The following is a 22162-nucleotide window of genomic DNA, read 5'->3' on the forward strand; positions in this document are numbered from 1 at the left end:
TCGAGCCCGCCGATAGGATTGCTCCCATGACAGCCCCGTACACGTTGATCCTCCTCCGCCATGGGCAGAGCGAGTGGAACAAGTCCAACCAGTTCACCGGATGGGTGGATGTGCGCCTGACCGACCAGGGCAAGGCCGAAGCCCAGCGCGGCGGAGAGCTGATCAAGGAGTCGGGGCTCACCCCGGACATCCTGCACACGTCGCTGCTGTCGCGCGCGATCCAGACGGCCGACATCGCCCTCGACGCCGCCGACCGGCTCTGGATCCCGGTGAAGCGGACGTGGCGCCTGAACGAGCGTCACTACGGTGCGCTGCAGGGCAAGGACAAGGCTCAGACGCTCGACGAGTTCGGCGAGGAGCAGTTCATGCTGTGGCGCCGCTCCTTCGACGTGCCGCCGCCAAACATCGCGGACGACGACCCGTACACGCAGCTGAACGACCCCCGCTACGCCGGCATCGACGGCGACGTCCCCAAGACGGAGTCGCTGAAGATCGTGATCGACCGGCTGCTGCCCTACTGGGAGAGCGAGATCGTCCCCGACCTGACCGCCGGCAAGACGGTCCTCGTCGCCGCGCACGGCAACTCGCTCCGGGCCCTCGTGAAGCACCTCGACGGCATCAGCGACGACGACATCGCCGCCCTGAACATCCCGACGGGCATCCCGCTCGTCTACCGCCTCGGCGAGGACCTCACCCCGCTGGAGCCGGCGAAGTACCTCGACCCCGAGGCTGCTGCGGCCGGCGCGGCGGCCGTCGCCTCGCAGGGCAAGAAGTAAGCCCGGGCAGACCCGGAACGACGAAGAGCGGATGCCGTCGGCATCCGCTCTTCGTCGTATGGGGCGCCTGCCCGTCAGATCTGGGGCTCGCTGTCCTCGGTGTCGACGGTCCAGTTTCCCGTGGCCAGGTAGGCGACCTTCTTCGCCACCGAGAGCGCGTGGTCGGCGAAGCGCTCGTGGTAGCGGGAGGCGAGCGTCGCATCGACGGTCGCGGCGGTCTCGCCCTTCCAGGCGTCGCTCAGGACCTTCTCGAAGACCGAGAGGTGCAGGGCGTCGAGCTTGTCGTCGAGCTCCTGCAGGCGCGCCACCAGCGACAGGTCCTCGGTGCGGAGGAGCTCGCTCAGCGTGCGCGCGGCCTCCGTGTCAATCTCGCCCATCTTGGTGAAGGTGCCCTTGAGGCCCTTGGGGATGGCGCGCTCGGGGAACCGCATGCGCGTCAGCTGCGCGATGTGCTCGGCGATGTCGCCCATGCGCTTGAGCGACGAGCTCACGCGGATGGCCGCGACGACGATCCGCAGATCGCGGGCGACCGGCTGCTGGCGGGCGAGGATCTCGATGGCCATCTCGTCGATGGCGAGCGCCTTCTCATCGATGATTTGGTCCTTGTCGATGACGTCCTCGGCGAGGGCGACGTCGCCGGTGCCGAACGCACGGGTGGCGTGCTCGATCGCGGTCGCGACCAGGTCGGAGATCTCGACGAGACCGTTCTGCACTTCCTGCAGAGACTGATGGAACACTTCGCGCATCTGGGCACCTTCTTCATCGTGCGGAGCGGGCGGACGGGAACGCGGCATGTGCGCGGAGGCCCCGGCGATCCTCCCGCGCCAAGGTTAACGGTCGGTGCTGAGGTGGTGAACACTCGGCGCCGCCGCCCCCGCGGGCCCCGTTCCGACCCGAAACGGGTCAGCGGCCACTCTACGCTGGGGGCATGGACTCGACGCAGCTCGCGTTGCTCGCCCTCATCGTGGGAGCAGTCATCGGTGCCGCCGTGGTCGCTCTCATCGTCTTCGCGCTGCGGTCCCGGGACCAGACCCGCCGGGTCACCTCGATCGAGCTGCCCGACGGCACCGCCGCCGTGCTGCAGGGGATGGACGACGCGGCGGTCGTGGTAGACGCCTCGATGCTGGTCCTCGCGGCATCCGCCTCGGCCGAGGTCTTCTCGCTCACGGTGGGCGACACCCTGCAGTCCGATGCGCTCCGCACCCTCGTCCGGGGCGTCCGGGCGACGGGCCTTCCCGGCACCGAGCACATGCAGCTGAGCCGCGGCGTGGAGCCGCGCGACGTCGCCGCACGCGCGAGCGTCATCACACCGCGACTCACCCTCATCGTCATCCGCGACATCACCGAGCGGCAGCGTGTGGAGCAGATGCGCCGCGACTTCGTGGCGAACACGTCGCACGAGCTGAAGACGCCGGTCGGCGCGGTCACCCTCCTCGCCGAGGCGATCGAGTCGGCGTCCGACGATCCGGATCAGGTGCGTCACTTCGCGGGCCGGCTGAGCGGCGAGGCCCGGCGTCTCGGCCAGCTGACCTCGCGGATCATGAACCTCTCGCGCCTCCAGTCCGCCGACGAGATCGCCGAGATGCGTGATGTCTCCGTGGACCAGGTCGTGGCGACGGCGATCGAATCGCAGGCGATCGCCGCGGAGTCCGCGGAGATCAGCGTGGCCCGCGGCGGCGACCGGGACTGCTACGTGCGGGGGGATCCGCAGATCCTCGCCGAGGCGGTCAGCAACCTGCTCGCCAACGCCATCGCCTACTCGCCTCCGGGCGGACAGGTGGGCGTGGGCGTCCGTCAGGTCGAGGACGCCGTCGAGATCGCGATCGCCGACCACGGGATCGGGATCCCCGAGGACGACCAGCAGCGCATCTTCGAGCGGTTCTACCGAGCCGACCAGGCGCGCTCCCGTCGCACCGGCGGCACGGGCCTCGGCCTGTCGATCGTGAAGCACGCCGTCCAGCGCCATGGCGGCTCCGTCGAACTCTGGTCGCGGGTGGGACGCGGGTCGACCTTCACCATCCGGCTGCCGCTGGTCAGCCCGCCGGCGGGCGTCGTCCCGATGCCACGCAAGCCCAAACCCAAGCCCAAGAAGAAACCGAGAACCGCCGACGCCCGCGCGTCGAGCGGAAGGGGAGTCCTATGACCCGCGTCCTGATCGTCGAAGACGAGCCCGACCTCGCCGACCCGCTGGCGTACCTGCTCCGCCGCGAGGGTTTCGAGGTCGAGATCGCCGAGGACGGCGGCACCGCGCTCGACGCGTTCACCGCGCGCGGCGCGGACATCGTCCTGCTGGATCTGATGCTTCCGGGGATGCCGGGCACGGAAGTCTGCCGGATCATCCGGACGACGTCGAAGGTGCCGATCATCATGGTGACGGCGAAGGACAGCGAGGTGGACATCGTGGTCGGGCTCGAGCTCGGCGCCGACGACTACATCACGAAGCCGTACTCGTCGCGGGAGCTGCTGGCGCGCATGCGCGCGGTGCTCCGGCGGACCGAGGCCGATGAGGTCGACGTCGACGAGCGGATCATCGAGGGTGGCCGCGTGAGGATCGACATGGACCGTCACACGGTCGCCGTCGACGGCGCGGAGATCGCCATGCCGCTGAAGGAGTTCGAGCTGCTGGAGCTGCTCATGCGGAACTCCGGCCGGGTGCTCACGCGCGGTCAGCTCATCGACCGGGTGTGGGGGAGTGACTACTTCGGTGACACGAAGACGCTCGACGTCCACATCAAGCGCATCCGCTCGCGCATCGAGCAGAACCCGAGCGACCCCGTCATGCTGCTGACCGTGCGCGGTCTCGGCTACCGCTTCGAAGGAGCGTGAGCGGATGCCGCGCCCCACGCGCGGCATCCGGGACGGAGAAGGCCCCCCGCGATCGTCGCGGGGGGCCTTCTCGTCAGCGTGGGCTCAGCCGGCGGGAGTCGCGACCGGGGTCGGGACGAACTCCGTGTAGTGGGGGAGGGTGCCGTCGAGGACCGGGATGGCCACCTCGACGCCGGTGCCCTCGCCGGACTGGAACGACATCTCGACGTCGGATCCCGGCTGTGCGCCGAGGTCCTCGAACAGCATGGGGGCCGAGGACACCCCGAGGCTGACGGTGCTGCGCGCGGGGACGGGGAGGGCCTGGCGGTCCGCGCCGAGGCCGACATTGAGGGTGAGATCCTCGTCGGTGGGGTTCACCACGGCGGCGATCAGGTTGCCGAGCGTTCCGTCGTCGTTCGCGATGACCATCGCGTTGCGCACCTTGAGCGGTCCGGACTCCGGGACGTTGCGGCCGTCCGAGGCGGAGTACTCGATGGTCGTCGCCTGGGGGGCGATCATGTTGCAGCCTGTGGCGCCGAGGACGACGGCGGTGCCCAGGGCAAGGGACGCGACAAGACGCGATTTCACGGATCCTCCAGGTGAAGCGAACGGCATCCCCCTCATCCTATGTCGTCAGAGGGTGCGGCTGCCGACGGGGAGCGGCAAACCTTAGCGTATGCGCCCTGTGGTATTCTGGAGGTTGCCGAAAGGACACAACTGCATGCTTTTTGAGGTTGGCGAAACAGTCGTCTATCCGCACCACGGCGCCGCAACGATCATCGAGGTCAAAGACCGGGTCATCAAGGGCGAGACGAAGAAGTACCTGAAGCTCAACGTCACGCAGGGAGACCTCGTCATCGAGGTCCCGGCGGAGAACGTGGATCTCGTGGGCGTTCGTGACGTGATCGGCAAGGACGGACTCGAGCGCGTCTTCGACGTCCTCCGCGCACCGTTCACCGAGGAGCCGACCAACTGGTCGCGTCGCTACAAGGCGAACCTCGAGAAGCTGGCGTCGGGCGACGTGATCAAGGTCAGCGAGGTCGTGCGCGACCTGTGGCGCCGCGATCAGGACCGCGGGCTGTCGGCGGGAGAGAAGCGGATGCTCGCCAAGGCGCGCCAGATCCTCACCTCCGAGATCGCCCTGGCGCTGAAGGCCGACGAAGAGAAGGCGTCCAGCGTTCTCGACGAGGTCCTCGCCTCCTGAGATCCCGAACGGCCGGTCTCCCCGGCCGTTCGTCGTTTTCGGCTCGGACGGGCAGGCCGTCGGCGCTCGCTCGGAAGTTCCGTCGCCCGTCGCTACGCTCGAGACCATGAGCCTTCTCCCTGTGCCCCGTGTCGCCGTCATCGTCGTCGCGGCCGGGTCCGGGACCCGGCTCGGTGCGGGAGCGCCCAAGGCCTTCGTCGGGCTCGACGAGCACACGATCCTCCGGCACGCGCTCCGCCGCGTGTTCGAGGCGCCGCCGGCACAGGTGATCGTGGTCGCCCCACCCGGCCGCGTGGGCGACGCCGTGACCGACGCCGAAGAGGCGGCCGGAGAGCGACGTGATCTGGTCTCGGTGGTGCCGGGCGGTGCGACGCGCCAGGCCTCGGTCGCCGCGGGGCTGCAGGCCGTGTGGCCCGATGTCGAGGTCGTGCTGGTCCACGACGCCGCTCGTGCGCTGACGCCCGCGGACGTGTTCGCGCGGGTGATCGACGCGGTGGAGGCGGGGCAGGATGCCGTCATCCCCGTCCTGCCCGTCGTCGACACCCTCAAGCGGGTCGACGCGGATGCCGTCGTCGAAGCGGTGGATCGGTCCGCACTGGCCGCCGCGCAGACGCCGCAGGGGTTCCGCCGCGCCGTGCTGGATGCCGCGTACCGGGGACCCGCCGCCGAGCACACCGACGATGCGGCCCTCGTCCAGGCCGCCGGCATCCCCGTTCACACGGTGGCGGGCGCGGAGCTCGCGTTCAAGATCACCTCTGCCGCGGATCTCGAGCGCGCCCGCGGGCTCGCCGAGCCGATCGCCCCGGTCGGCGGAGCGACGCCGGGCGACCCGGTGCAGCCGGCGCTGCCACGGGTGGGCGTGGGGACCGACGTCCACGCGTTCGGCGGCGAGGGTGCGCTCTGGCTCGCCGGCCTGGAGTGGCCCGGCGAGCAGGGGCTGCACGGCCACAGCGACGGCGACGCCGTCGCTCACGCGATCGTCGACGCGCTCCTCGCGGCGGCGGGGCTCGGCGACATCGGCGGACTGTTCGGCACCGACGACCCGGCCCTGGCGGGCGCCCATGCCGACGTGTTCCTCGCGCGCACCCGCGAGCGGCTGACGGATGCCGGCTGGTCGATCGGGAACGTCAGCGTGCAGGTGCAGGCCAACCGGCCACGATTCGCCGACCGGCGCCTGGAGGCGGAGCGGGTGCTGAGCGCCGTGCTCGGTGCCCCGGTCTCGGTGTCGGCGACCACCACGGACGGCCTCGGGTTCACCGGCCGGGGCGAGGGCGTCGCGGCGTTCGCGACCGCGCTCATCGTCCCGCGGTGAGCATCCGTGGTCAGAGTCCGAGGGTCATGAAGGTCGAGAGCGGATCGGCGCGATAGGAGCCGAAGGGACCGCACTCCTCGAAGCCCTCACTCGCGTACAGGCGTCGCGCAGGCAGGAAGTCGGCGCTCGATCCCGTCTCGAGCCAGAGTCGCGAGAACCCCCCGCGCCGGGCTTCGACGACGACGTGTCGCAGGAGCGCCCGGCCGACCCCGAGTCCGAGGAACGCGTCGTCGACGCGCATCGACTTGACCTCGCCCGACCGGGGATCGATCCTCCGGAGAGCGGCGATGCCCGCGATCCGCTCGCCGGCCCACGCCGACCAGAGCGTCACCTCGGGATCGAGCAGGTCGGCCGGGCCGAGGGCATGGACGCTCTCGGGCGGGGTCTGCGCATGCATGCCGTCCAGGTGTGTGCGGATGAGGCCGACGGTCGCCGGCCCGGTCGCGTCGTCGGCGCGGATCACCAGCGGGATCATGTCAGCCCTCCACCGCGAACGGCTGGGGATCCCGCGCCGCTCGGGAGCCCCACGCGAGCGCGGCGAGCCCGCCCGCGAGCACGGTCAGACCGGCGATCGCGAGCACCGACAGCTGCTCGCCGAGCAGCGTCACGCCCAGCAGCGCGGCGGTGAGCGGCTCGCCGAGCGTGAGAGTCGCCGCGGTCGCCGCGGTCAGCCCCTGCAGACCCCACGTGAACATCGTGTACGCGGCCGCGATCGTCGCCAGGCCGAGCCACAGCGTCAGCACCATCCCGCCGGGATCGCCGATCCAGGCGAGGTCGACGAACGGGATGGCGGCGGCGCAGAGGACGGCGGAGCCGGCCCCCATCGAGCCCACCACGGTGAACGCGTCCCAGCCGTCGTCGAGCAGCCGCCGCTGCGCGTTCGCGATCACCGCGAACGACGCGCCCGCGCCGACGGCGGCGAGCACGCCGACGGCATCCGCCCCACCGCTTCCCGCGCCGCCGCCGACGCCGAGGAGGACGACGCCGGCGGTCGAGAGGGCGGTCGCACCCACCCACGTCGGGCTGGGGAGCTTCCGCGTCAGCGCCCACTCGAGCACGCCGGCGAGGACCGGTGCCGATCCCAGCGCGATGACCGTGCTGACGGCGACGCCGTTGCGCTCGGTGCCGAGGAAGAACAGCGGCTGATACACGGCCAGGGCGATGCCGGTCGCCGCCATGAGCGCGAGCGGCTTCGGCGTCAGCCGGGGACGCTGCTGCGGCGAGCGGCGGCCATGGCGAGCAGCCAGAAGGAAGGCGACGATCGCCAGAGCGGTGCCGCCGACGACCATCCGGCCGACACCGATGCCGAGGGGAGTCGCCTCGCTCGGCCCGAGGGCCTGCGCGGTCCCCGTGGTCCCGAACAGCAGAGCCGCGGCGAGGACGGCGAGAACGTGCAGCACACGTCCTTTCTACCGTCATGGCGAGGGTGCGTCAGACCGCCGCGGGTAGCATGGACCGGTGACGGTTCGGCTCTATGACACCCAGGCGCAGGCGCTGCGCGATTTCGCGCCCCTGGACCCGTCGAACGTCACCATGTACGTGTGCGGTCCGACGGTGCAGTCCGGCCCCCACATCGGCCATGTGCGCGCCGCGCTCTGCTTCGACATCCTGCGCCGCTGGCTCGCGCATCGCTTCGGTCGCGTGACGTTCGTCCGGAACGTCACCGACATCGACGACAAGGTCCTCGCGAACGCGACGTCGGAGGAGACCTGGTGGGCGCTGGCCTACCGCATGGAGCAGGAGTTCACGGGCGCCTATCGCGCCGTGGGGATCCTGCCGCCGACGTACGAGCCGCGGGCGACGGCATCCGTTCCGCAGATGCAGGAACTGATCGCCCGCCTCATCGACGCCGGTCACGCCTACGCGGCATCCGGCGACGTCTACTTCGACGTCCGGTCGTGGGCCTCTTACGGCTCGCTGACCCGGCAGTCGCTCGACGCGATGGAGCCGGCCGCCGACGCCGATCCTCGCGGCAAGCGGGACCCCCGAGACTTCGCGCTGTGGAAGGGCGCGAAGGGGGGCGAGCCGGCGGATGCCTCCTGGCCCTCGCCGTGGGGCACCGGCCGTCCCGGATGGCACATCGAATGCTCCGCGATGAGCCGCCGCTACCTCGGGCCCGAGTTCGACATCCACGGCGGCGGACTCGACCTGCGGTTCCCGCACCACGAGAACGAGCTCGCGCAGTCGACCGCCGCAGGCGACGCCTTCGCCCGCTACTGGGTCCACAACGGACTCGTCACCGTCGGCGACCAGAAGATGTCGAAGTCGCTCGGCAACTTCCTCCTCGCCGAGGACGTCCTCGCGGAGGTCGACCCGCTGGTCGTGCGCTACGCGCTCGCCGCCGCGCACTACCGCTCGAACCTCGACATCTCCACGAGCACGTTCGACGATGCGGCGGCGGCCCTCGACCGCATCCGCACCTTCCTCGGCCGCGTCTCCCGCATGGACAGCCCCGTCGCGTGGCCCGCCGACCGCCCCGCGGATGACGACGAGTCCGCGGGCGCCGACGCGCTGCCGGACGCCTTCGGCGCTGCGCTCGACGACGATCTCGCGGTGCCGCAGGCCCTTGCCGTGGTGCACGAGACCGTCCGCCGCGGCAATGCCGCACTCGACGCCGGCGACGCAGGCGACGCCCGGCTGGCCGGCCGGCAGGTCCGTGAGATGACGGGACTGCTCGGCATCGACCCGACGGCGGCGCAGTGGCAGCAGGGCGCCGGAGCGCCGGCGGGCGACGCGCTCGACACGCTCGTGCGCACCATGATCGATCAGCGCGCGGATGCCCGCGCGAACAAGGACTGGGCGGCAGCCGACCGCATCCGCGACGCGATCGCGGCGGCCGGCATCGTCCTCGAAGACGGTCCCGAAGGGACCCATTGGAGTTTGGAAAATGGCTAAGTTCGGAAACCCGTCCGCGGGACGCGGCAAGAAGAAGGGCCCCACGAAGGGCACCGGCGGCAAGAACCGCCGCTCGCTCGAAGGTCGCGGCCCGACCCCGAAGGCCGAGGACCGGGCCTGGCACCCGGCCGGCAAGCGGAAGGCCGCACAGGAGCGCTATGTCGCCGCCGGCGGGAAGACGTCGCAGCAGCGACAGTCCTCCAACCGCTCGGCGAAGTCCAAGGCGGGCGATGACACCGAGACCGTCACGGGCCGCAACAGCGTCCTCGAAGCGCTGCGCGCGAAGATCCCCGCCACCGCGTTCTACATCGCGCAGCGCGTGGAGATGGACGACCGCGTCAAGGAGATGCTGTCGATCACGACGCACCGGGGCATCCCCGTGCTCGAGGTCACGCGCCAGGAGCTCGACCGTATGGCCGGCTTCGACGGCGTGCACCAGGGCGTCGCCCTGAAGGTGCCGCCGTACGAGTACGCGCACCCGCAGGACCTCCTGGAGGAGGTCATCGACCGCGACGAGCTGCCCCTGTTCGTGGCACTCGACGGCGTGACCGATCCGCGGAACCTCGGCGCCATCATCCGCTCCACGGCGGCCTTCGGCGGGCAGGCCGTCATCGTGCCGCAGCGTCGGTCCGCGGGCGTCAACTCGGCGGCGTGGAAGACCAGTGCCGGCGCCGCGGCCCGCGTTCCCGTCGCGATCGCGCCGAACCTCACGACGACGCTCAAGGAGTTCAAGAAGCAGGGCGTCTTCGTCCTGGGACTCGACGGCGGCGGCGACGTCTCGCTGCCGGCACTCGAGCTCGCCGACCGTCCGGTCGTCATCGTGGTCGGCTCCGAGGGCAAGGGACTGTCCCGGCTCGTGACCGAGACGTGCGACCAGATCGTTTCCATTCCAATCAACGCGGCCACCGAGTCGCTGAACGCCGGCATCGCCGCGTCCGTCGCGCTCTACCAGGTGTCCACGCTGCGCGCCGCGCAGCAGTGAGCCACGTCGCCGCGCGGCGACGCTGAGGGAATAGGGTCCGTTCGGGACGCCTTGATCCTGACAGGCATCCATCGAGAGGACCCCCATGACCCGCATCGCCGTGATCGGCGGCACCGGCTACGCCGGCAGCCACATCGTCCGAGAAGCCGTCACCCGCGGCCACACCGTCGTGTCGGTCGCCCGGACGCTCCCCGCCGATCGGATCGACGGGGCGACCTACGTCGAGGGCACCCTGCTCGACGCACCCGCCCTCGCCGCCGAGCTCGACGGAGTGGAGGTCGTCGTCGTCTCCGTGGCGCCGCGCGGCGACATGGCCGGCAAGGTCCGCCCGTCGGTCGCCGAACTCCTCGTGCAGCTTCCCGCCGAGGTCCGCGTCGGGGTGATCGGCGGCGCCGGCGGCAGCCTCGTCGCACCGGAAGGCCCCCGACTGGTGGACAGCGGGTTCCCCGACGAGTTCAAGCCCGAGGCGCTCGAAGCCATCGACATCCTCGGCGACCTCAAGTCCGACGCCACCGGCCGGGACTGGTTCTACGTGCATCCCGCCGCCGGGTTCGGCGTGTGGGCGCCGGGGGAGCGCACCGGCACCTATCGCGACGGCGGCGACGTCCTCGTGACGGGCGAGGACGGCGAGTCCTTCATCTCCGGTCCCGACCTCGGTGTCGCGGTCGTCGACGAGATCGAGTCGCCCAAGCACTCCCGCGAGCGCTTCACCGTCGGCTACTAGACGAGGTCGCGCCAGTCGACCTCGTCGTCGTCCTCGTCACCCGGCGCCACCACGGCGCCGGTGATGACGGGGATCGCCGTCGTCTCGGTGGGCGGGCCCATCACGGTCGCCTCGTCGCGACGGTGCCGGAGGACTCCGTCGATGTAGGACGACAGGACCTCGGCGATCGGGACGGATCGGCCGCGGGCCTGCGACATGTACCACCGGTGCTCGAGCACCTGGTGGAACACCTCCGCCGGCTCGAGCTTGCTGCGGAGGTCCCACGGGATCGCCTTCACGATCGGTTCGAAGACGCGGGTGAGCCACTCGTGCGCGACCATCTCCTCGTCGCTGCCCAGGCGCGACACGCGGGCGGCGAACTCGTCCATGTCGTTGAGCAGGCGGCGCGCCTGATTCTCCTGGACGTCGAGTCCGGTGAGCCGCAGCAGACGACGCTGGTGGTGACCGGCATCCACCACCTTCGGCTGGATGAGGACGCGGGCGCCGTCGGCGGTCTCGTCGATCGACATCTCGCCGATGTCGAAGCCGAGGCCGTTGAGCCGCTGGACCCGCTCGGTGATGCGCCACGTCTCGTTCGCGGCGAAGCTCTCGGTGTCGGTGAGGGCGCTCCACAGCGAGTGGTAGGACGACATGATGCCGTCGGCGACGGCGACGGCGTCCACGCCGCCCTCCAGGCGTCCGCCGGCCTCGAGGTCCATGATCTCGCCCGCGATGTTCGTCCGCGCGACGTCGAGGTCGTGCGCGCGCTGGCCGGGGGTGAGACCGCCCTCGTGGAGCTCGCCGGTCTCGGCGTCGACGAGGTAGGCGGCGAAGGCGCCGGCATCCCGCCGGAAGAGCGTGTTCGACAGTGAGACATCGCCCCAGAAGAAGCCGACCGTGTGCAGACGCACCAGGAGCACGGCGAGGGCGTCGACCAGACGCGTGGCCGTGTCGGGGCGGAGCACCTGCGTGAAGAGGGCGCGGTAGGGGAGAGAGAAGCGCAGGTGCGCCGTCACGAGAGCGGCGGGGAGTTCCTCGCCCTTGGGGGTGCGGCGCCCGTCGATGACCGCCACGCGGCCGACGCAGGGGACGTCCAGGCGGGCGAGGGAGCCGAGCATCTCATACTCGCGGCGCGCCATCTCCGAGGTCGTCTCCTTGACGGCGACGACGCGACCGGAGAGGTTCGCGAAGCGGACGAGGTGACGTGACAGGCCTTTCGGCAGCGAGACGATCGTCTCGTTCGGCCACTCGCCGAGCGGCGTCGACCAGGGCAGGGCGAGGAGCCCGGCATCGACGCTGCTGGCGGTGATGCTCAACGAATGGACCACGCGAGGACCTCCGGAGAACGCATCGCGGCGCGGGAGGTCCGAAGACCCGCCCGCGCCGCGACACTGCTGCTGATGACGATCAGATCGAGGCGATCGCCTTGTCGTTCAGACGGTCGCCCGTCTCGAGGTCGAAGGCGTGGACGTGGCCCGGCTTCGCGGCCAGGGTCACGGTCTCGCCCGCGTTCGGGTGGCTGCGGCCGTCGACGCGCGCGACGATGTCGGTGCGCTTGCCGTTGATGTCGGTGTGGCCGTACAGGTAGCCGTCCGCGCCGAGCTCCTCGACCAGGTCGACCTGGACCGACAGGCCCTTGCCGTCTGCGGGACCGACCTCGATGTCCTCGGGGCGGACGCCGACCGTCACCTGGCTGCCGTGCGCACGGCCGACGGTGTCGCGGTCGAGCGGGACGACCTCCGAACCGAAGCGGATGCCGCCCTCGGCCAGGTCGGCCGGGAACAGGTTCATGGCGGGCGAGCCGATGAAACCGGCGACGAACACGTTGTTCGGCTTCTCGTACAGGTCGCGCGGGGTGCCGACCTGCTGCAGGAGACCGTCCTTCAGGACGGCGATGCGGTCGCCCATCGTGAGCGCCTCGGTCTGGTCGTGGGTGACGTAGACCGTGGTGACGCCCAGGCGGCGCTGGAGCGACGCGATCTGGGTGCGGGTCTGAACGCGGAGCTTGGCGTCGAGGTTCGACAGCGGCTCGTCCATGAGGAAGACCTGGGGCTGACGGACGATGGCACGGCCCATGGCGACGCGCTGACGCTGACCGCCCGAGAGCGCCTTCGGCTTGCGGGTCAGGTACTCCTCCAGGTCGAGGAGCTTCGCCGCCTCGAGGACGCGCTGGGCGCGCTCCTCCTTGTTGACGCCTGCGATCTTCAGGGCGAAGCCCATGTTCTCGGCAACGGTCATGTGCGGGTACAGCGCGTAGTTCTGGAAGACCATCGCGATGTCGCGGTCCTTCGGGGGAACATCGGTGACGTCGCGGTCGCCGATGCGGATGCTGCCCGAGTTGACCTCTTCGAGGCCGGCGAGCATGCGGAGCGACGTGGACTTGCCGCAGCCGGAGGGGCCGACCAGAACGAGGAATTCGCCGTCGGCGACCTCGAGGTTGAGCTTGTCGACCGCGGGGCGAGTGCCGCCGGGGTACAGACGGGTCGCGTTGTCGAATGTGACGGACGCCATTGTTTCTTCTCCTTCACCGGCAGGTACGTGCCGGACGATCCGTTGTGAAGCGAGCGGGGTCACCCCGCACACCCTTCATCGGGTGCGTCTTCAGTATGGCAGAACGCGCACGCCGCTGCGCGTGAGCCCTCGTCAGCCTTTCCCCAGGACCTCTGACTAACATCGGGAGAGTCGCCGATACCCGGGCGGCCCGCCGTCCCGACGGCCGCACCACAGATTTCTCTTCGAGGTTCCATGTCCACCGACTCAGGCGAGAACACGCCGGCGGCGCCAGACCGGCGCGAGGCCGTCCGTGAGAAGGCTCAGCTCGTCCACGCCCGTCAGTCGCGCGCCCGCACCGCGCGCCGCGTCGGACTCAGCGCTCTGGCCGCGCTCGTCGTCGCCGTCGTCGTCGGCGTCGTCGTGTGGTCGGTCAGCGCCACGATGGGCGACAGCGACCTCGAGCCGCGCACCGTGACGGCCGACGGCTTCGCCATCACATCGATCACCGGTGCCGCGACGAGCCAGGCGGGGATCGTCGATGCGACCCCGACTCCCTCGGCCGACGCGACGGCCACGCCGACGCCCGGCGCGTCCGAGGTGGCCGCTGCGCCCGTCGACATCCGGGTCTACGTCGACTACCTCTCCCCGGGCGCCCGCGACTGGCACCTCGCCAACGTGCAGCAGCTGATGACCTGGGTCGGGGACGGCGCGGCGACGCTCTCGTACCACCCGGTGTCGATGCTCACGGCGAAGTCGAACGGCACCAAGTACTCCCTGCGCGCAGCAGCGGCATCCGCGTGCGTCGCGACGCATGCCGAGGATGTCTTCTTCGCCTTCAACGGCGAACTGCTCTCCCGGCAGCCGGCGATCGACTCGGACGGCTTCTCCGACGTCGAGCTCGCGGACATCGCGCAGGCCATCGGTGCGGAGAATCCGAAGCAGGTCCGCGCGTGCATCGAGGACGGCGACTTCATCGGCTGGGCGAAGGATGCCACCGAGCGCGCGATCGCCGGCATCCCGGCGACCGACGACCTGACGCTCACCGGGACGCCGATGATCCTCGTCAACGGGAATCCGTACATGGGATCGCTGACGGATGCCGCGGAGTTCTCGCAGTTCGTGCTGACGAGCGCGAGCGACGCGTTCTACAAGGAGCAGGCCGAGCTGGTCAGCCCGACGCCCACGGCGACAGCCACCCCGGAACGGTGACCGAGCCGGACTGCCCGTAGACTGGGCGGTCTGCCGGCTTGGCGCAATTGGTAGCGCACCGTACTTGTAATACGGGGGTTGCAGGTTCAAGTCCTGTAGCCGGCACCAACAACCCGAGGTCAGACGCAGAAATCTCCCCCGCTCTGTTCGAAGATGCGGGGGCGATTCGCCGTTTACTCTCCGTTTTGCGGAGCGGCTTTGAGGACTTGGCTCTCCTCCTCGGCGAGGAGCCGGCGCAGCCGATAGATGTGCACTGCGGCCGCGAGAACGGCAACGCCGACGAGGATCCACGCGAGTGTTCCTGGCTTCCGGACCCCGCGCCTGTGCTTGCTGCTCATCCGCCGACAGGACGCCGCCCGTGTTGCATGCTCGTGACAGCTGACGCGCTACCGAAGCCAGTATGGTGACCGCATGGGGGATACCTTCGCGCTCTGGAGCTTGGTTTACGTCGTCGGCGGGCTGCTCGCATTTGTCGTTACGCTGCTGATCTTCTACGCAGTCATCCGCACAGCGGTGTCGCATGCGCTCCGCTCACACACCCGGTGGGTTGACGACGGCAAGCCCTGATCACTCGCCCACACAAAGTTCGGATTGAGCTTGACGCCCCGGTCGCGTCCCCCGACGGCTGGCCTGGCGCGTCGGCCGCCTACGCCGCTACGCTCATCGATCAATAGCTGCGACCCGCTGTCCGCGAGAGTCCTCGCCCGGTGAGCGGGCGACCGGTGTGCATCGGCGGCTCGTAGCTACACCCCCCAGGAAGCTCCCCTCCCAGCCTTCGCGGCTGGGAGGGGAGCTTTCGGCGTTTCGGGGTCCCTCTATCGCTCGGCCCGATTCCGTGCGATCCTCACGAATGTAGGCGGACTAGGAATCAGCACCCACCGCTTACGCCCCGGAGCCCCACCACGCGCCGACGATCTTCGATCGCGTTCTTGGAATGGGTGGGTCCTCTCTCGACTCCTCTGGGGGGAGCGGTTGTGAGGGGATCCTGTTCCGGGGGCCTCGCTAAGTGGGGCGGATGAGCCTAGTGTCGGGGCTGTGGGGACCTCGTCTTTCAGAGGTCTCGTAACCCCCAGTGCGACACCGGCGGGGTCTCCACCTTTCGGGGACCGCGGAGATCGGCACCACCGCCAGGAGCTGGGCGTGCGCGCCCCGTCGCGGGGATGCCAAGGCCCCCTCTTCGTCGGAAGTTCCGCGCCTACCCTCCCCGGATGACAACGACGCGCGCGACGATCTCGGTGAACGGGTCGCTCTACGTTCTGGCAGGTGATGTCGATGTCGAAGAGCTCGCTCGCCAGGTGGTAGCCGCAAACCGCGTCGGCGCAGATTTCGTCTCCCTCCCGATGGCTGGTGAGCGCTCCGTGCGGGTCCTGATCACCCCCAACAGCCAGGTAGCGATCGCAACCGAGACGCCATCGACTCCCGGTACCGCAACGCTAGACGCGCGCCGTCTGCCGCCGCATTTCGACGAGCTGACCTGAGTTGCGGCGCGAACGCACCGCACGAGGTTCAGGCCCCCCGGCTGGCGTCTTCAGACGCTGGCCGGGGCTGTTTGTTGTTGCGCCGCACAGCGAAGCGCCCCCGGCAAGGTCCTTCGGCAGGTCCCGATCCCCGCTCGGGCGCTCTCGAACCGACCACCCAGGATGGCAGACGTCCAGCACGACTCTTCTCCTTCGGCTTCTGGGGTCGCAGCGACCATCCGGGCGGAAGGGGTTTTTCCCCATCCGGGACCGGACGCGGCCTTCGTATGCGACTCCCGCTGGCAGGCGTCCGTTCTGGTCCGGCGGCGACGCGATCGCGTCGTCGTTTGGACAATCGCGGACCGGCGCGCCGAGCCGGCCTCGAGTTCTGCGCGGTCAAGACTCGCTCGCGTGGCTCAAGGGCGTCTTCGGACGCCGGCCGGGGGCTGTTCTGTGGTCTGGAGGCCGAACTCAGTCCTTCGGGTTGACGTTCTGCTTGCAGAGGATCTTCGCGTTGGCCCAGACCGCCTTGACGACGTCCTTGTTCGGCGAGACAACAGACAGCCGGAGGCGCATCGCGTCGGTGACGTTGAGCGTGAGGGGTGTCGGCTTACCCAGCTTCAGCGGGACGGATGCCGTTCCGGGCGTGACCCCGTCGATGCTGACGAAGCTGGTCCCACTGCTCGACGCGGGCGAGGTGTCATCCGTGCCGGCGAGGGATCGGAATTGCTTGCATTGGAAGGACAGATTGAAATCCGACCAAGCGACACGGTCGTGCTTGGACCGACCCACCAGCGCATTCGGATAGTAGACACCGGCCACTGTCGCAGCCGTCGGATAGGGCTCGTACCAGCCGTAGGACGCCTTGTACTCAACGATCCTCTGGTCAGCCAGCGGGAACCACTTCCACACTGTCGTGGATCTCGTGTCGTTGGACTTGCCGAGATCCCGTCCCTTGGTGGTCCCCGGGAACAAGACACGGTATGTCGTCTTCCCAAGGCCGACGGTCTTCACCTTGGCGGTGAAGGTGCGCTTCGAGCTCACCTTCGGGGTGGCGCCGAGCGTCTTCCAGCTTTTCCCGATCTTCGCCTGCACGGTGAGCTTCTTCCCTTTGAGGTTGGCCGACGCCTTTCCCGTGAGGACGAGAGTCTCACCTGCGATGACGGTCTTTCCGCTCGAGGCCGCGATCTTCGTGATGCTGATCGCGGTCCGCTCGGCAGCCGAAGCCGGGCTGGGCGCTGTGATCAGGCTGAGGCCGACGACAGCGACGACGGTCGCGATGCCGACGCGCGACCGCATGGATGCAGATGTCTGCATGAGTTCTCCCCAGAACGTGCCGGGACCCCCATGACCCCGCGCGCTCGCAGTCTAGGGCGCGAACGTGCCGACGGACCAGCTTCCACTCACGCCAAGCGCTCCGCTCGCCTCAGGACTCGCAGTCACCAGGCACACAATCCGCGCGAGGGTGACCGTGCTCATCACCAACGGCACCCGTCACACCGTCACAGGCGCTTCCTCATCTGCTGAGTGGTCACGGTGTACCCGTTCGTCTCGTAGAGCCGGATCGCAGCGCCGTTCGTCCCGAAGACATTGAGTTCGAGTGACGCCGCTCCGGCCGCCCGGGTCGCCGCCTCGACGGCGTCCAGCAGGGCCCGACCGAAGCCCGCGCCCCGGAGCGGGGCCTCGACCTCGATGTCGTAGAGGAAGGCCGTGTCCGGGGCGCCCCGCGGGTGATCGAGGGCGACCCAGGCGCGGCCGACGGCCTGTCCGGCATCGGTGACACCGCGGAGCAGGAGCATCCGCGGGGTATCGAGCCCGCGGGGGAGGAGCTCCGCATTCTCCTCCCGGGCGCGCGGCACGGCGCCTTCCGCCCGCCACCGGCCGGCGCGCACCTGCTCGTCGGCATAGTCCGCCGCGAGGGCCTCCTGCCACTCCTCGTACTCGTCGAGGGTCATTGCCCGCACGTGGATCGTCGTCATGTCGGCATGCTACGCAGGTTGGCCGATCGCCCTCCGGCGACAGGATTCCGCCACAGGCAGCCGCCGCTCAGTAGCGGGCGGAGAACCCGCCGTCGGCGTGGAGGAGCTGACCGCTGATCCAGCGACCCTCAGGGGAGAGGAGGAACGCCGTCACCCCGGCGATGTCGCGGGGCGTCCCCGCCCGCCCGAGAGGCTGAGCGGCGAGCAGCGTCTGGCGGGTGTCGTCGTCCATCCATCCCGTGTCGACGGGTCCCGGGTTGACGACGTTCGCCGAGATCGACCTCGGCCCGAGCTCCCGGGCGGCGGAGATGACGATGCGGTCCAGCGCGCCCTTCGAGGCGCCGTAGGGCAGGTTCCCCGTCGTGTGGTCGCTGGTGAACGCGACGACCGCGCCGCCCGCGGCATCCGTCTGACGCGCGAACGCGGCGATGAGCAGGAGAGACGCCCGGGCGTTGACCGCGACGTGTCTGTCGAAGCTCTCCGCGGTCGTGTCGAGGATCCCCGTCTCCACATCGTGCGCGTGGCTGAGGACCAGGCCCGTCAGCGGCCCGTGATCACGCCGGACGCGTTCGATGAGGTCTCCCGGCGCACCGGGGTCCGCGAGATCGCATGGGTAGTCGCCGCTCTCGAGGTCGCTGGTGAGCACCGTCCAGCCGTCGGCCCGGAGCCGCGGCACGACGGCGGCGGCGATGCTGTTCGAGCGCGCGGCTCCGGTGACCAGTGCGAGGGGCATGGATCGAATGCTAGACGGCCGGGCCGACCTCGCCGGCCGACGGGTCGCCGACGAGCCGCGGCGCGACCCGCACCTCGGCGATGCGGCGCCGGTCGAGGGCCGTGACCTGGATCGTGACGTCTCCCACCGTCACGGTGTCGCCGACCACGGCCAGTCGTCCGAGCCGCTCCGTGACGAAGCCGGCGACCGTGTCCGACGCACCGCGGGGGAGGTCGACGCCCGTCGCCTCGGCGAACTCCTGCAGGTTGAGGCGCCCGTCGACGAGGCCGTCCGCGGAGGCCGGGGACGCCGCCGGGTCGTATTCGTCGAAGATCTCGCCGACGACCTCCTCGACGAGGTCCTCGAGCGTGACGATGCCGTCGGTCCCGCCGTACTCGTCGACGACGACCGCGATGTGATGGCTCTCGGCGCGCATGCGCGTGAGGGTCGGCAGCAGTCCGGCCGTCGAGGGGAAGTACGACATCGGCCGGATGACGCGTTCCAGCGGTGCGTCCGGCGCGTCGCGGACGGCGTCGAGCAGATCCCGCACGTGCACGAACCCGACGATGTCGTCGAGCGACGTATCGGTGACCGGGTACCGCGAGAACGGCAGGTCGCGGACGTAGTCGACCGCCTCGCCGACGGTCGACGTCTCATCGAGGGCGGTCACCTCGGGCCGCGGCCGCATCACCTCGCTGATCTGACGGCCGCGGAGCGACAGCACGTCGTCGAGGATCCGCCGCTCGTCCTCGGGCAGGCCCTCGTGGGATGCCACGATGTCGCGCACCTCTTCATCCGTGAGCTGCTCCGCGGTCTTATCGGGATCGCCGCCGAGCAGCCGCACGAGAGCGTCCGTCGAGACGGAGAGCAACCAGATGACCGGTCGCATGACGGTCGCGAAGCCGCCGAGCACCGGAGCGACGGCGTAGGCGAACTGCGCGTTCCGCTGGATGGCCAGCCGCTTCGGCACCAACTCGCCCAGCACCAGCGACAGGTAGGCGATGATCAGCGTCAGCAGGACGGTGGCGAGTGTCAGCGCGAGCGGCTCGGCCACCCCCCAGAGCCGGAACAGCGGTGCCACCGACGGCGCGAGGGACGTCGCGCCGTACGCGGCCGATGCGAAGCCGGCGACGGTGACGCCGATCTGCACGGCCGACAGGAACCTGTTCGGATTCCGTGCGAGCGCGGCGACCTTCGCACCGCGGCGTCCGCGCGCCGCGATGGCGTTGACCTGGCTCTCGCGGAGCGTGACCAGGGCCATCTCCGTCGCGGCGAAGGCGCCGCCGATGAGGACGAACACCACGACGAGGGCGATGTTCAGGATGAGATCGCCGCTCAACGCGTGCGCTCCTTCGGGGGTCGGGGCCGGAAGGCGGCCGCGGGTCGGTGGGGACAGTGTCCCACGAGGTCAGTGTGCGCCGCGGTGGCCGTCGTCGACGCGCTCGGGGGAGGCCGACTCGTCCCGTGCGGTCGTGACCGGCTGGCCCTGCACGCGGTCGCGGTCGCCGCGGCGCGGGTCGTCGCGGGTCTTCAGGAGGCTCGCGACCGTGGCCACGGCGATCGTGACCGCGATGAACAGGAGGGAGAACCAGATCGGGATCTCCGGGGCCCACAGCATCGGCTCGCCGCCGTTGATGAACGGCAGTTCGTTGACGTGCATGGCGTGCAGGACGAGCTTCACGCCGATGAAGGCGAGGATGACGGCGAGTCCCTGCGCGAGGTACACGAGCCGCTCGAGCAGGCCGCCGATCAGGAAGTACAGCTGGCGCAGGCCCATGAGGGCGAACGCGTTCGCGGTGAAGACGATGAACGCCTCGTTCGTGAGGCCGTAGATCGCCGGGATCGAATCGACCGCGAAGATCAGGTCGACGAAGCCGATCGTGATGATGGTGAGCAGCATCGGCGTGACGTAGCGGCGGCCGTTCTCCCGGACGGTCAGCTTGTCACCGTGGTACTCCTCGGTGACGGCGAGGTGGCGGCGCACCCAGCGCATGAACCGGCCGTTGGCGGGGTCGGACTCGTGCGAGCCGAAGGCCTGCCGGTACGCGAGGAACAGCAGCAGTGCTCCGAAGACGTAGAAGATCCACGCGAAGTTCGAGATGAGCGACGCACCGATCGCGATGAAGCCGCCGCGCAGGATCAGCGCGATCACGATGCCGATCATCAGCACCTTCTGCTGGTACCGCTTCGGCACCGCGAAGCCGGTCATCACGATGAGGAAGACGAACAGGTTGTCGATCGACAGCGCCTTCTCGGTCAGGTAGCCGGCGAAGTACTCGCCCGCGTAGACCCATCCCCATCCCGGGACGACGCCGATGATGACGCCGAAGATCAGTGCGAGGCCGATGTAGAACGCCGACCAGCGGGCCGACTCGGCGATGCTCGGCTCGTGCGGCCTGCGGACGTGCGCGAAGAACTCGTAGACGAAGAACGCGATCGTGATCGCGATCGTGACGCCCCAGACGAGAGGGGTGATGTTCACAGGGGTGCTCCTTGTGGGCGTGGCGGACGACGCCAGAGTCTTCTCCATCCCGCGCTGCGGGACCGGCGGCCCGGGATGCCGTGGCATCCGTACTGACGAGCCGATCGTGTCGGAGTACTCCCCCTGGGAATCCTCTGATCGTAGAGGACGACCGGATGCCGTTCCTGTGAAGGCGCCCGGTGGCGGTTCAGGCCAGCCGGGGGTCCATCGCGCTCGTGACCGGCTCCTTCGGTTCGTCGTTCGCGTAGGGAACCGACGGGCTCGCGTTCGGGTACGGGATGAACCAGCTGGCGAAGTCCAGCGGGGGGACCTGCAGGATCGGGTCGTCGAGGCCGTCGGCGATGTCCTGCTCCGTCAGGTAGAGGCGCTCGACGTCCTGGTCCTGGAACAGGACGTGGTCGAGGTGCTCCCGCCACGCGTAGGGCATGGGCTCGCTCACCTTGTCGGCGTTGCTCTCCGCCTCATCCAGGACGATCCGGAGACCGAGTTCGTGCGCGACGGTCTGCGGATAGACCCACGCGGCCGCGAACCTCGAGGTGACCTCGACGGTGGCGGCGAGGAACTTCTGCGCGAACGAGCGATCGTAATGCTGGGCGAAGCGAGAGGGCAGCTTCGAGATCACATGGGTGTCCCGCCAGGCCGCGGGATCGTCCGTCCGGTCGGCGAGGGTCGTGACGTCCTCGAACAGGCACTCCACGACGGCGACCGAGGCGTTCCAGAGCAGCCCCTTGAGCAGGGTGCGCTGTCGCAGGCTGTCGGCCTCGTCCGACGGCGCGAGATCGTCGGCGAAGAGCTCGTTCAGCGCCCAGTCGATGCCCGAGAGCCGGGATCCCGTGCGCGCGACCTCGGACGTCTCGGTGTCACCGGTCAGCCGGCTGTCGCGGGCGTCCCGCCAGTCCGAGCTGACGATCGCAGACCTGATGGACCCCACCATCGCCACATGCTGGGCAACGGGCGTGACGCCGACGTCGACCAGCGCGAGCAGCGCCGCCTCGGCGTCGGCGGTCGCTTCTTTCGAGCTCGCCGCCCGCCCGCTCTCCCGCGCGCTGCGCAGCAGCGCCTGGGGGTGGGTGCAGACCAGATCGAGGTCGATGCGCACGGAGGCGTGGAAGGGGCGTTCGAAGGACACAGCCGAATAGTATGCGACGGGTCG

Annotated in this window: 23 protein-coding genes and 1 tRNA gene; 12 read left to right on the forward strand and 12 right to left on the reverse strand. The window is 69.8% G+C overall.

From position 1 onward, the window contains the following. Window positions 1–26: 26 nt before the first annotated feature. Window positions 27–776, forward strand: coding sequence for a phosphoglyceromutase (locus AB3M83_RS05570; RefSeq protein ID WP_412945770.1), 750 nt, complete (start codon window positions 27–29; stop codon window positions 774–776). Between the two features lie 74 nt (window positions 777–850). On the opposite strand, the gene phoU is transcribed toward AB3M83_RS05570, so the two are convergent. After that, window positions 851–1522 (reverse strand): phosphate signaling complex protein PhoU, encoded by a 672-nt coding sequence (gene phoU / locus AB3M83_RS05575; protein WP_412945772.1) that lies wholly within the window; start codon window positions 1520–1522, stop codon window positions 851–853. A 182-nt stretch (window positions 1523–1704) separates the two neighbouring features. Between phoU and AB3M83_RS05580 the strand changes: the two genes are divergently transcribed. Continuing rightward, window positions 1705–2919: a sensor histidine kinase gene (locus AB3M83_RS05580; protein ID WP_412945774.1), complete on the forward strand. Its 1215-nt coding sequence runs from the start codon at window positions 1705–1707 to the stop codon at window positions 2917–2919. Next, window positions 2916–3602, forward strand: coding sequence for a response regulator (locus AB3M83_RS05585; RefSeq protein WP_412945776.1), 687 nt, complete (start codon window positions 2916–2918; stop codon window positions 3600–3602). The genes AB3M83_RS05580 and AB3M83_RS05585 overlap by 4 nt, the downstream gene beginning before the upstream one ends. Before the next feature lie 84 nt (window positions 3603–3686). Here the strand turns inward: AB3M83_RS05585 and AB3M83_RS05590 are convergent, their stop codons facing one another. Beyond that, window positions 3687–4169, reverse strand: a complete 483-nt coding sequence (locus AB3M83_RS05590) for a DNA modification methylase (protein WP_412945777.1) — start codon at window positions 4167–4169, stop codon at window positions 3687–3689. A 133-nt stretch (window positions 4170–4302) separates the two neighbouring features. Here AB3M83_RS05590 and AB3M83_RS05595 point away from each other — a divergent pair, with 133 nt between their 5' ends. Next, window positions 4303–4785, forward strand: a complete 483-nt coding sequence (locus AB3M83_RS05595; RefSeq protein ID WP_412945779.1) for a CarD family transcriptional regulator — start codon at window positions 4303–4305, stop codon at window positions 4783–4785. Window positions 4786–4891: 106 nt separating this feature from the next. Beyond that, window positions 4892–6097, forward strand: a complete 1206-nt coding sequence (ispD, locus tag AB3M83_RS05600; RefSeq protein WP_412945781.1) for a 2-C-methyl-D-erythritol 4-phosphate cytidylyltransferase — start codon at window positions 4892–4894, stop codon at window positions 6095–6097. Window positions 6098–6107: 10 nt separating this feature from the next. Here the strand turns inward: ispD and AB3M83_RS05605 are convergent, their stop codons facing one another. After that, window positions 6108–6572, reverse strand: coding sequence for a GNAT family N-acetyltransferase (locus tag AB3M83_RS05605; RefSeq protein WP_412945783.1), 465 nt, complete (start codon window positions 6570–6572; stop codon window positions 6108–6110). Between the two features lies 1 nt (window position 6573). Then, a complete protein-coding gene (locus AB3M83_RS05610) occupies window positions 6574–7497 on the reverse strand; it encodes a DMT family transporter (protein WP_412945785.1) in 924 nt (307 codons plus the stop codon). Between the two features lie 58 nt (window positions 7498–7555). Here AB3M83_RS05610 and cysS point away from each other — a divergent pair, with 58 nt between their 5' ends. From cysS to AB3M83_RS05625, 3 genes are all read left to right on the forward strand, one after another. Next, complete coding sequence (gene cysS / locus AB3M83_RS05615) at window positions 7556–8992, forward strand: cysteine--tRNA ligase (RefSeq protein WP_412945786.1); 1437 nt, start codon at window positions 7556–7558, stop codon at window positions 8990–8992. After that, window positions 8985–9974, forward strand: coding sequence for a 23S rRNA (guanosine(2251)-2'-O)-methyltransferase RlmB (gene rlmB, locus AB3M83_RS05620; RefSeq protein WP_412945787.1), 990 nt, complete (start codon window positions 8985–8987; stop codon window positions 9972–9974). Before cysS ends, rlmB begins: the two co-directional genes overlap by 8 nt. An 85-nt stretch (window positions 9975–10059) precedes the next feature. Beyond that, on the forward strand, window positions 10060–10698 hold the full coding sequence (locus tag AB3M83_RS05625; RefSeq protein WP_412945789.1) for an NAD(P)-dependent oxidoreductase: 639 nt from the start codon (window positions 10060–10062) through the stop codon (window positions 10696–10698). On the opposite strand, the gene AB3M83_RS05630 is transcribed toward AB3M83_RS05625, so the two are convergent. Both AB3M83_RS05630 and AB3M83_RS05635 read right to left on the reverse strand, forming a co-directional pair. Beyond that, complete coding sequence (locus AB3M83_RS05630) at window positions 10695–12005, reverse strand: DUF4032 domain-containing protein (protein ID WP_412945791.1); 1311 nt, start codon at window positions 12003–12005, stop codon at window positions 10695–10697. The two genes, AB3M83_RS05625 and AB3M83_RS05630, sit on opposite strands and share 4 nt — an antisense overlap. Before the next feature lie 79 nt (window positions 12006–12084). Further along, the gene (locus tag AB3M83_RS05635) at window positions 12085–13188 is read right to left on the reverse strand and encodes an ABC transporter ATP-binding protein (RefSeq protein WP_412945793.1); all 1104 of its coding nucleotides are present in this window, start codon (window positions 13186–13188) and stop codon (window positions 12085–12087) included. 234 nt (window positions 13189–13422) lie between these two features. On the opposite strand from AB3M83_RS05635, the gene AB3M83_RS05640 reads away from it, so the two are divergent. The 4 genes from AB3M83_RS05640 (at window position 13423) to AB3M83_RS05655 (ending at window position 15857) form a co-directional block, all read left to right on the forward strand. Further along, complete coding sequence (locus AB3M83_RS05640) at window positions 13423–14379, forward strand: DsbA family protein (RefSeq protein ID WP_412945794.1); 957 nt, start codon at window positions 13423–13425, stop codon at window positions 14377–14379. Between the two features lie 32 nt (window positions 14380–14411). Beyond that, a tRNA-Thr gene (locus tag AB3M83_RS05645) sits at window positions 14412–14487 on the forward strand. Between the two features lie 303 nt (window positions 14488–14790). Then, window positions 14791–14946: a hypothetical protein gene (locus AB3M83_RS05650; RefSeq protein ID WP_412945795.1), complete on the forward strand. Its 156-nt coding sequence runs from the start codon at window positions 14791–14793 to the stop codon at window positions 14944–14946. 641 nt (window positions 14947–15587) lie between these two features. Further along, window positions 15588–15857 (forward strand): hypothetical protein, encoded by a 270-nt coding sequence (locus tag AB3M83_RS05655; protein WP_412945796.1) that lies wholly within the window; start codon window positions 15588–15590, stop codon window positions 15855–15857. A gap of 450 nt (window positions 15858–16307) precedes the next feature. On the opposite strand, the gene AB3M83_RS05660 is transcribed toward AB3M83_RS05655, so the two are convergent. From AB3M83_RS05660 to AB3M83_RS05685, 6 genes are all read right to left on the reverse strand, one after another. Next, window positions 16308–17153 carry an NPCBM/NEW2 domain-containing protein gene (locus AB3M83_RS05660; protein WP_412945797.1) on the reverse strand — a complete coding sequence of 282 codons (846 nt, stop codon included), beginning with the start codon at window positions 17151–17153 and terminating at the stop codon, window positions 16308–16310. Between the two features lie 185 nt (window positions 17154–17338). Beyond that, complete coding sequence (locus tag AB3M83_RS05665; protein WP_412945799.1) at window positions 17339–17815, reverse strand: GNAT family N-acetyltransferase; 477 nt, start codon at window positions 17813–17815, stop codon at window positions 17339–17341. A 67-nt stretch (window positions 17816–17882) separates the two neighbouring features. Continuing rightward, window positions 17883–18548, reverse strand: coding sequence for an SDR family oxidoreductase (locus tag AB3M83_RS05670; protein ID WP_412945800.1), 666 nt, complete (start codon window positions 18546–18548; stop codon window positions 17883–17885). Between the two features lie 10 nt (window positions 18549–18558). Continuing rightward, window positions 18559–19866 carry a hemolysin family protein gene (locus tag AB3M83_RS05675; protein ID WP_412945802.1) on the reverse strand — a complete coding sequence of 436 codons (1308 nt, stop codon included), beginning with the start codon at window positions 19864–19866 and terminating at the stop codon, window positions 18559–18561. Window positions 19867–19935: 69 nt separating this feature from the next. Further along, a complete protein-coding gene (locus AB3M83_RS05680) occupies window positions 19936–21009 on the reverse strand; it encodes a TerC family protein (RefSeq protein WP_412945804.1) in 1074 nt (357 codons plus the stop codon). Window positions 21010–21196: 187 nt separating this feature from the next. Further along, window positions 21197–22138, reverse strand: coding sequence for a hypothetical protein (locus AB3M83_RS05685; protein WP_412945806.1), 942 nt, complete (start codon window positions 22136–22138; stop codon window positions 21197–21199). Window positions 22139–22162 lie beyond the last annotated feature (24 nt).

Source organism: Microbacterium pasadenense, from assembly GCF_047246565.1.
In the GTDB taxonomy this organism is placed as follows: Bacteria; Actinomycetota; Actinomycetes; order Actinomycetales; family Microbacteriaceae; genus Microbacterium.

What these genes read in the sequence shown, in the direction of transcription:
- AB3M83_RS05665 (WP_412945799.1), bottom strand. Translation starts at nt 17,815, where the DNA reads ATGACGACGATCCACGTGCGGGCAATGACCCTCGACGAGTACGAGGAG.
- AB3M83_RS05585 (WP_412945776.1), top strand. Translation starts at nt 2,916, where the DNA reads ATGACCCGCGTCCTGATCGTCGAAGACGAGCCCGACCTCGCCGACCCG.
- ispD (WP_412945781.1), top strand. Translation starts at nt 4,892, where the DNA reads ATGAGCCTTCTCCCTGTGCCCCGTGTCGCCGTCATCGTCGTCGCGGCC.
- rlmB (WP_412945787.1), top strand. Translation starts at nt 8,985, where the DNA reads ATGGCTAAGTTCGGAAACCCGTCCGCGGGACGCGGCAAGAAGAAGGGC.
- AB3M83_RS05570 (WP_412945770.1), top strand. Translation starts at nt 27, where the DNA reads ATGACAGCCCCGTACACGTTGATCCTCCTCCGCCATGGGCAGAGCGAG.
- AB3M83_RS05595 (WP_412945779.1), top strand. Translation starts at nt 4,303, where the DNA reads ATGCTTTTTGAGGTTGGCGAAACAGTCGTCTATCCGCACCACGGCGCC.
- phoU (WP_412945772.1), bottom strand. Translation starts at nt 1,522, where the DNA reads ATGCGCGAAGTGTTCCATCAGTCTCTGCAGGAAGTGCAGAACGGTCTC.
- AB3M83_RS05640 (WP_412945794.1), top strand. Translation starts at nt 13,423, where the DNA reads ATGTCCACCGACTCAGGCGAGAACACGCCGGCGGCGCCAGACCGGCGC.
- AB3M83_RS05635 (WP_412945793.1), bottom strand. Translation starts at nt 13,188, where the DNA reads ATGGCGTCCGTCACATTCGACAACGCGACCCGTCTGTACCCCGGCGGC.
- AB3M83_RS05660 (WP_412945797.1), bottom strand. Translation starts at nt 17,153, where the DNA reads ATGCAGACATCTGCATCCATGCGGTCGCGCGTCGGCATCGCGACCGTC.
- AB3M83_RS05670 (WP_412945800.1), bottom strand. Translation starts at nt 18,548, where the DNA reads ATGCCCCTCGCACTGGTCACCGGAGCCGCGCGCTCGAACAGCATCGCC.
- AB3M83_RS05655 (WP_412945796.1), top strand. Translation starts at nt 15,588, where the DNA reads ATGACAACGACGCGCGCGACGATCTCGGTGAACGGGTCGCTCTACGTT.
- AB3M83_RS05605 (WP_412945783.1), bottom strand. Translation starts at nt 6,572, where the DNA reads ATGATCCCGCTGGTGATCCGCGCCGACGACGCGACCGGGCCGGCGACC.
- AB3M83_RS05650 (WP_412945795.1), top strand. Translation starts at nt 14,791, where the DNA reads ATGGGGGATACCTTCGCGCTCTGGAGCTTGGTTTACGTCGTCGGCGGG.
- AB3M83_RS05625 (WP_412945789.1), top strand. Translation starts at nt 10,060, where the DNA reads ATGACCCGCATCGCCGTGATCGGCGGCACCGGCTACGCCGGCAGCCAC.
- AB3M83_RS05580 (WP_412945774.1), top strand. Translation starts at nt 1,705, where the DNA reads ATGGACTCGACGCAGCTCGCGTTGCTCGCCCTCATCGTGGGAGCAGTC.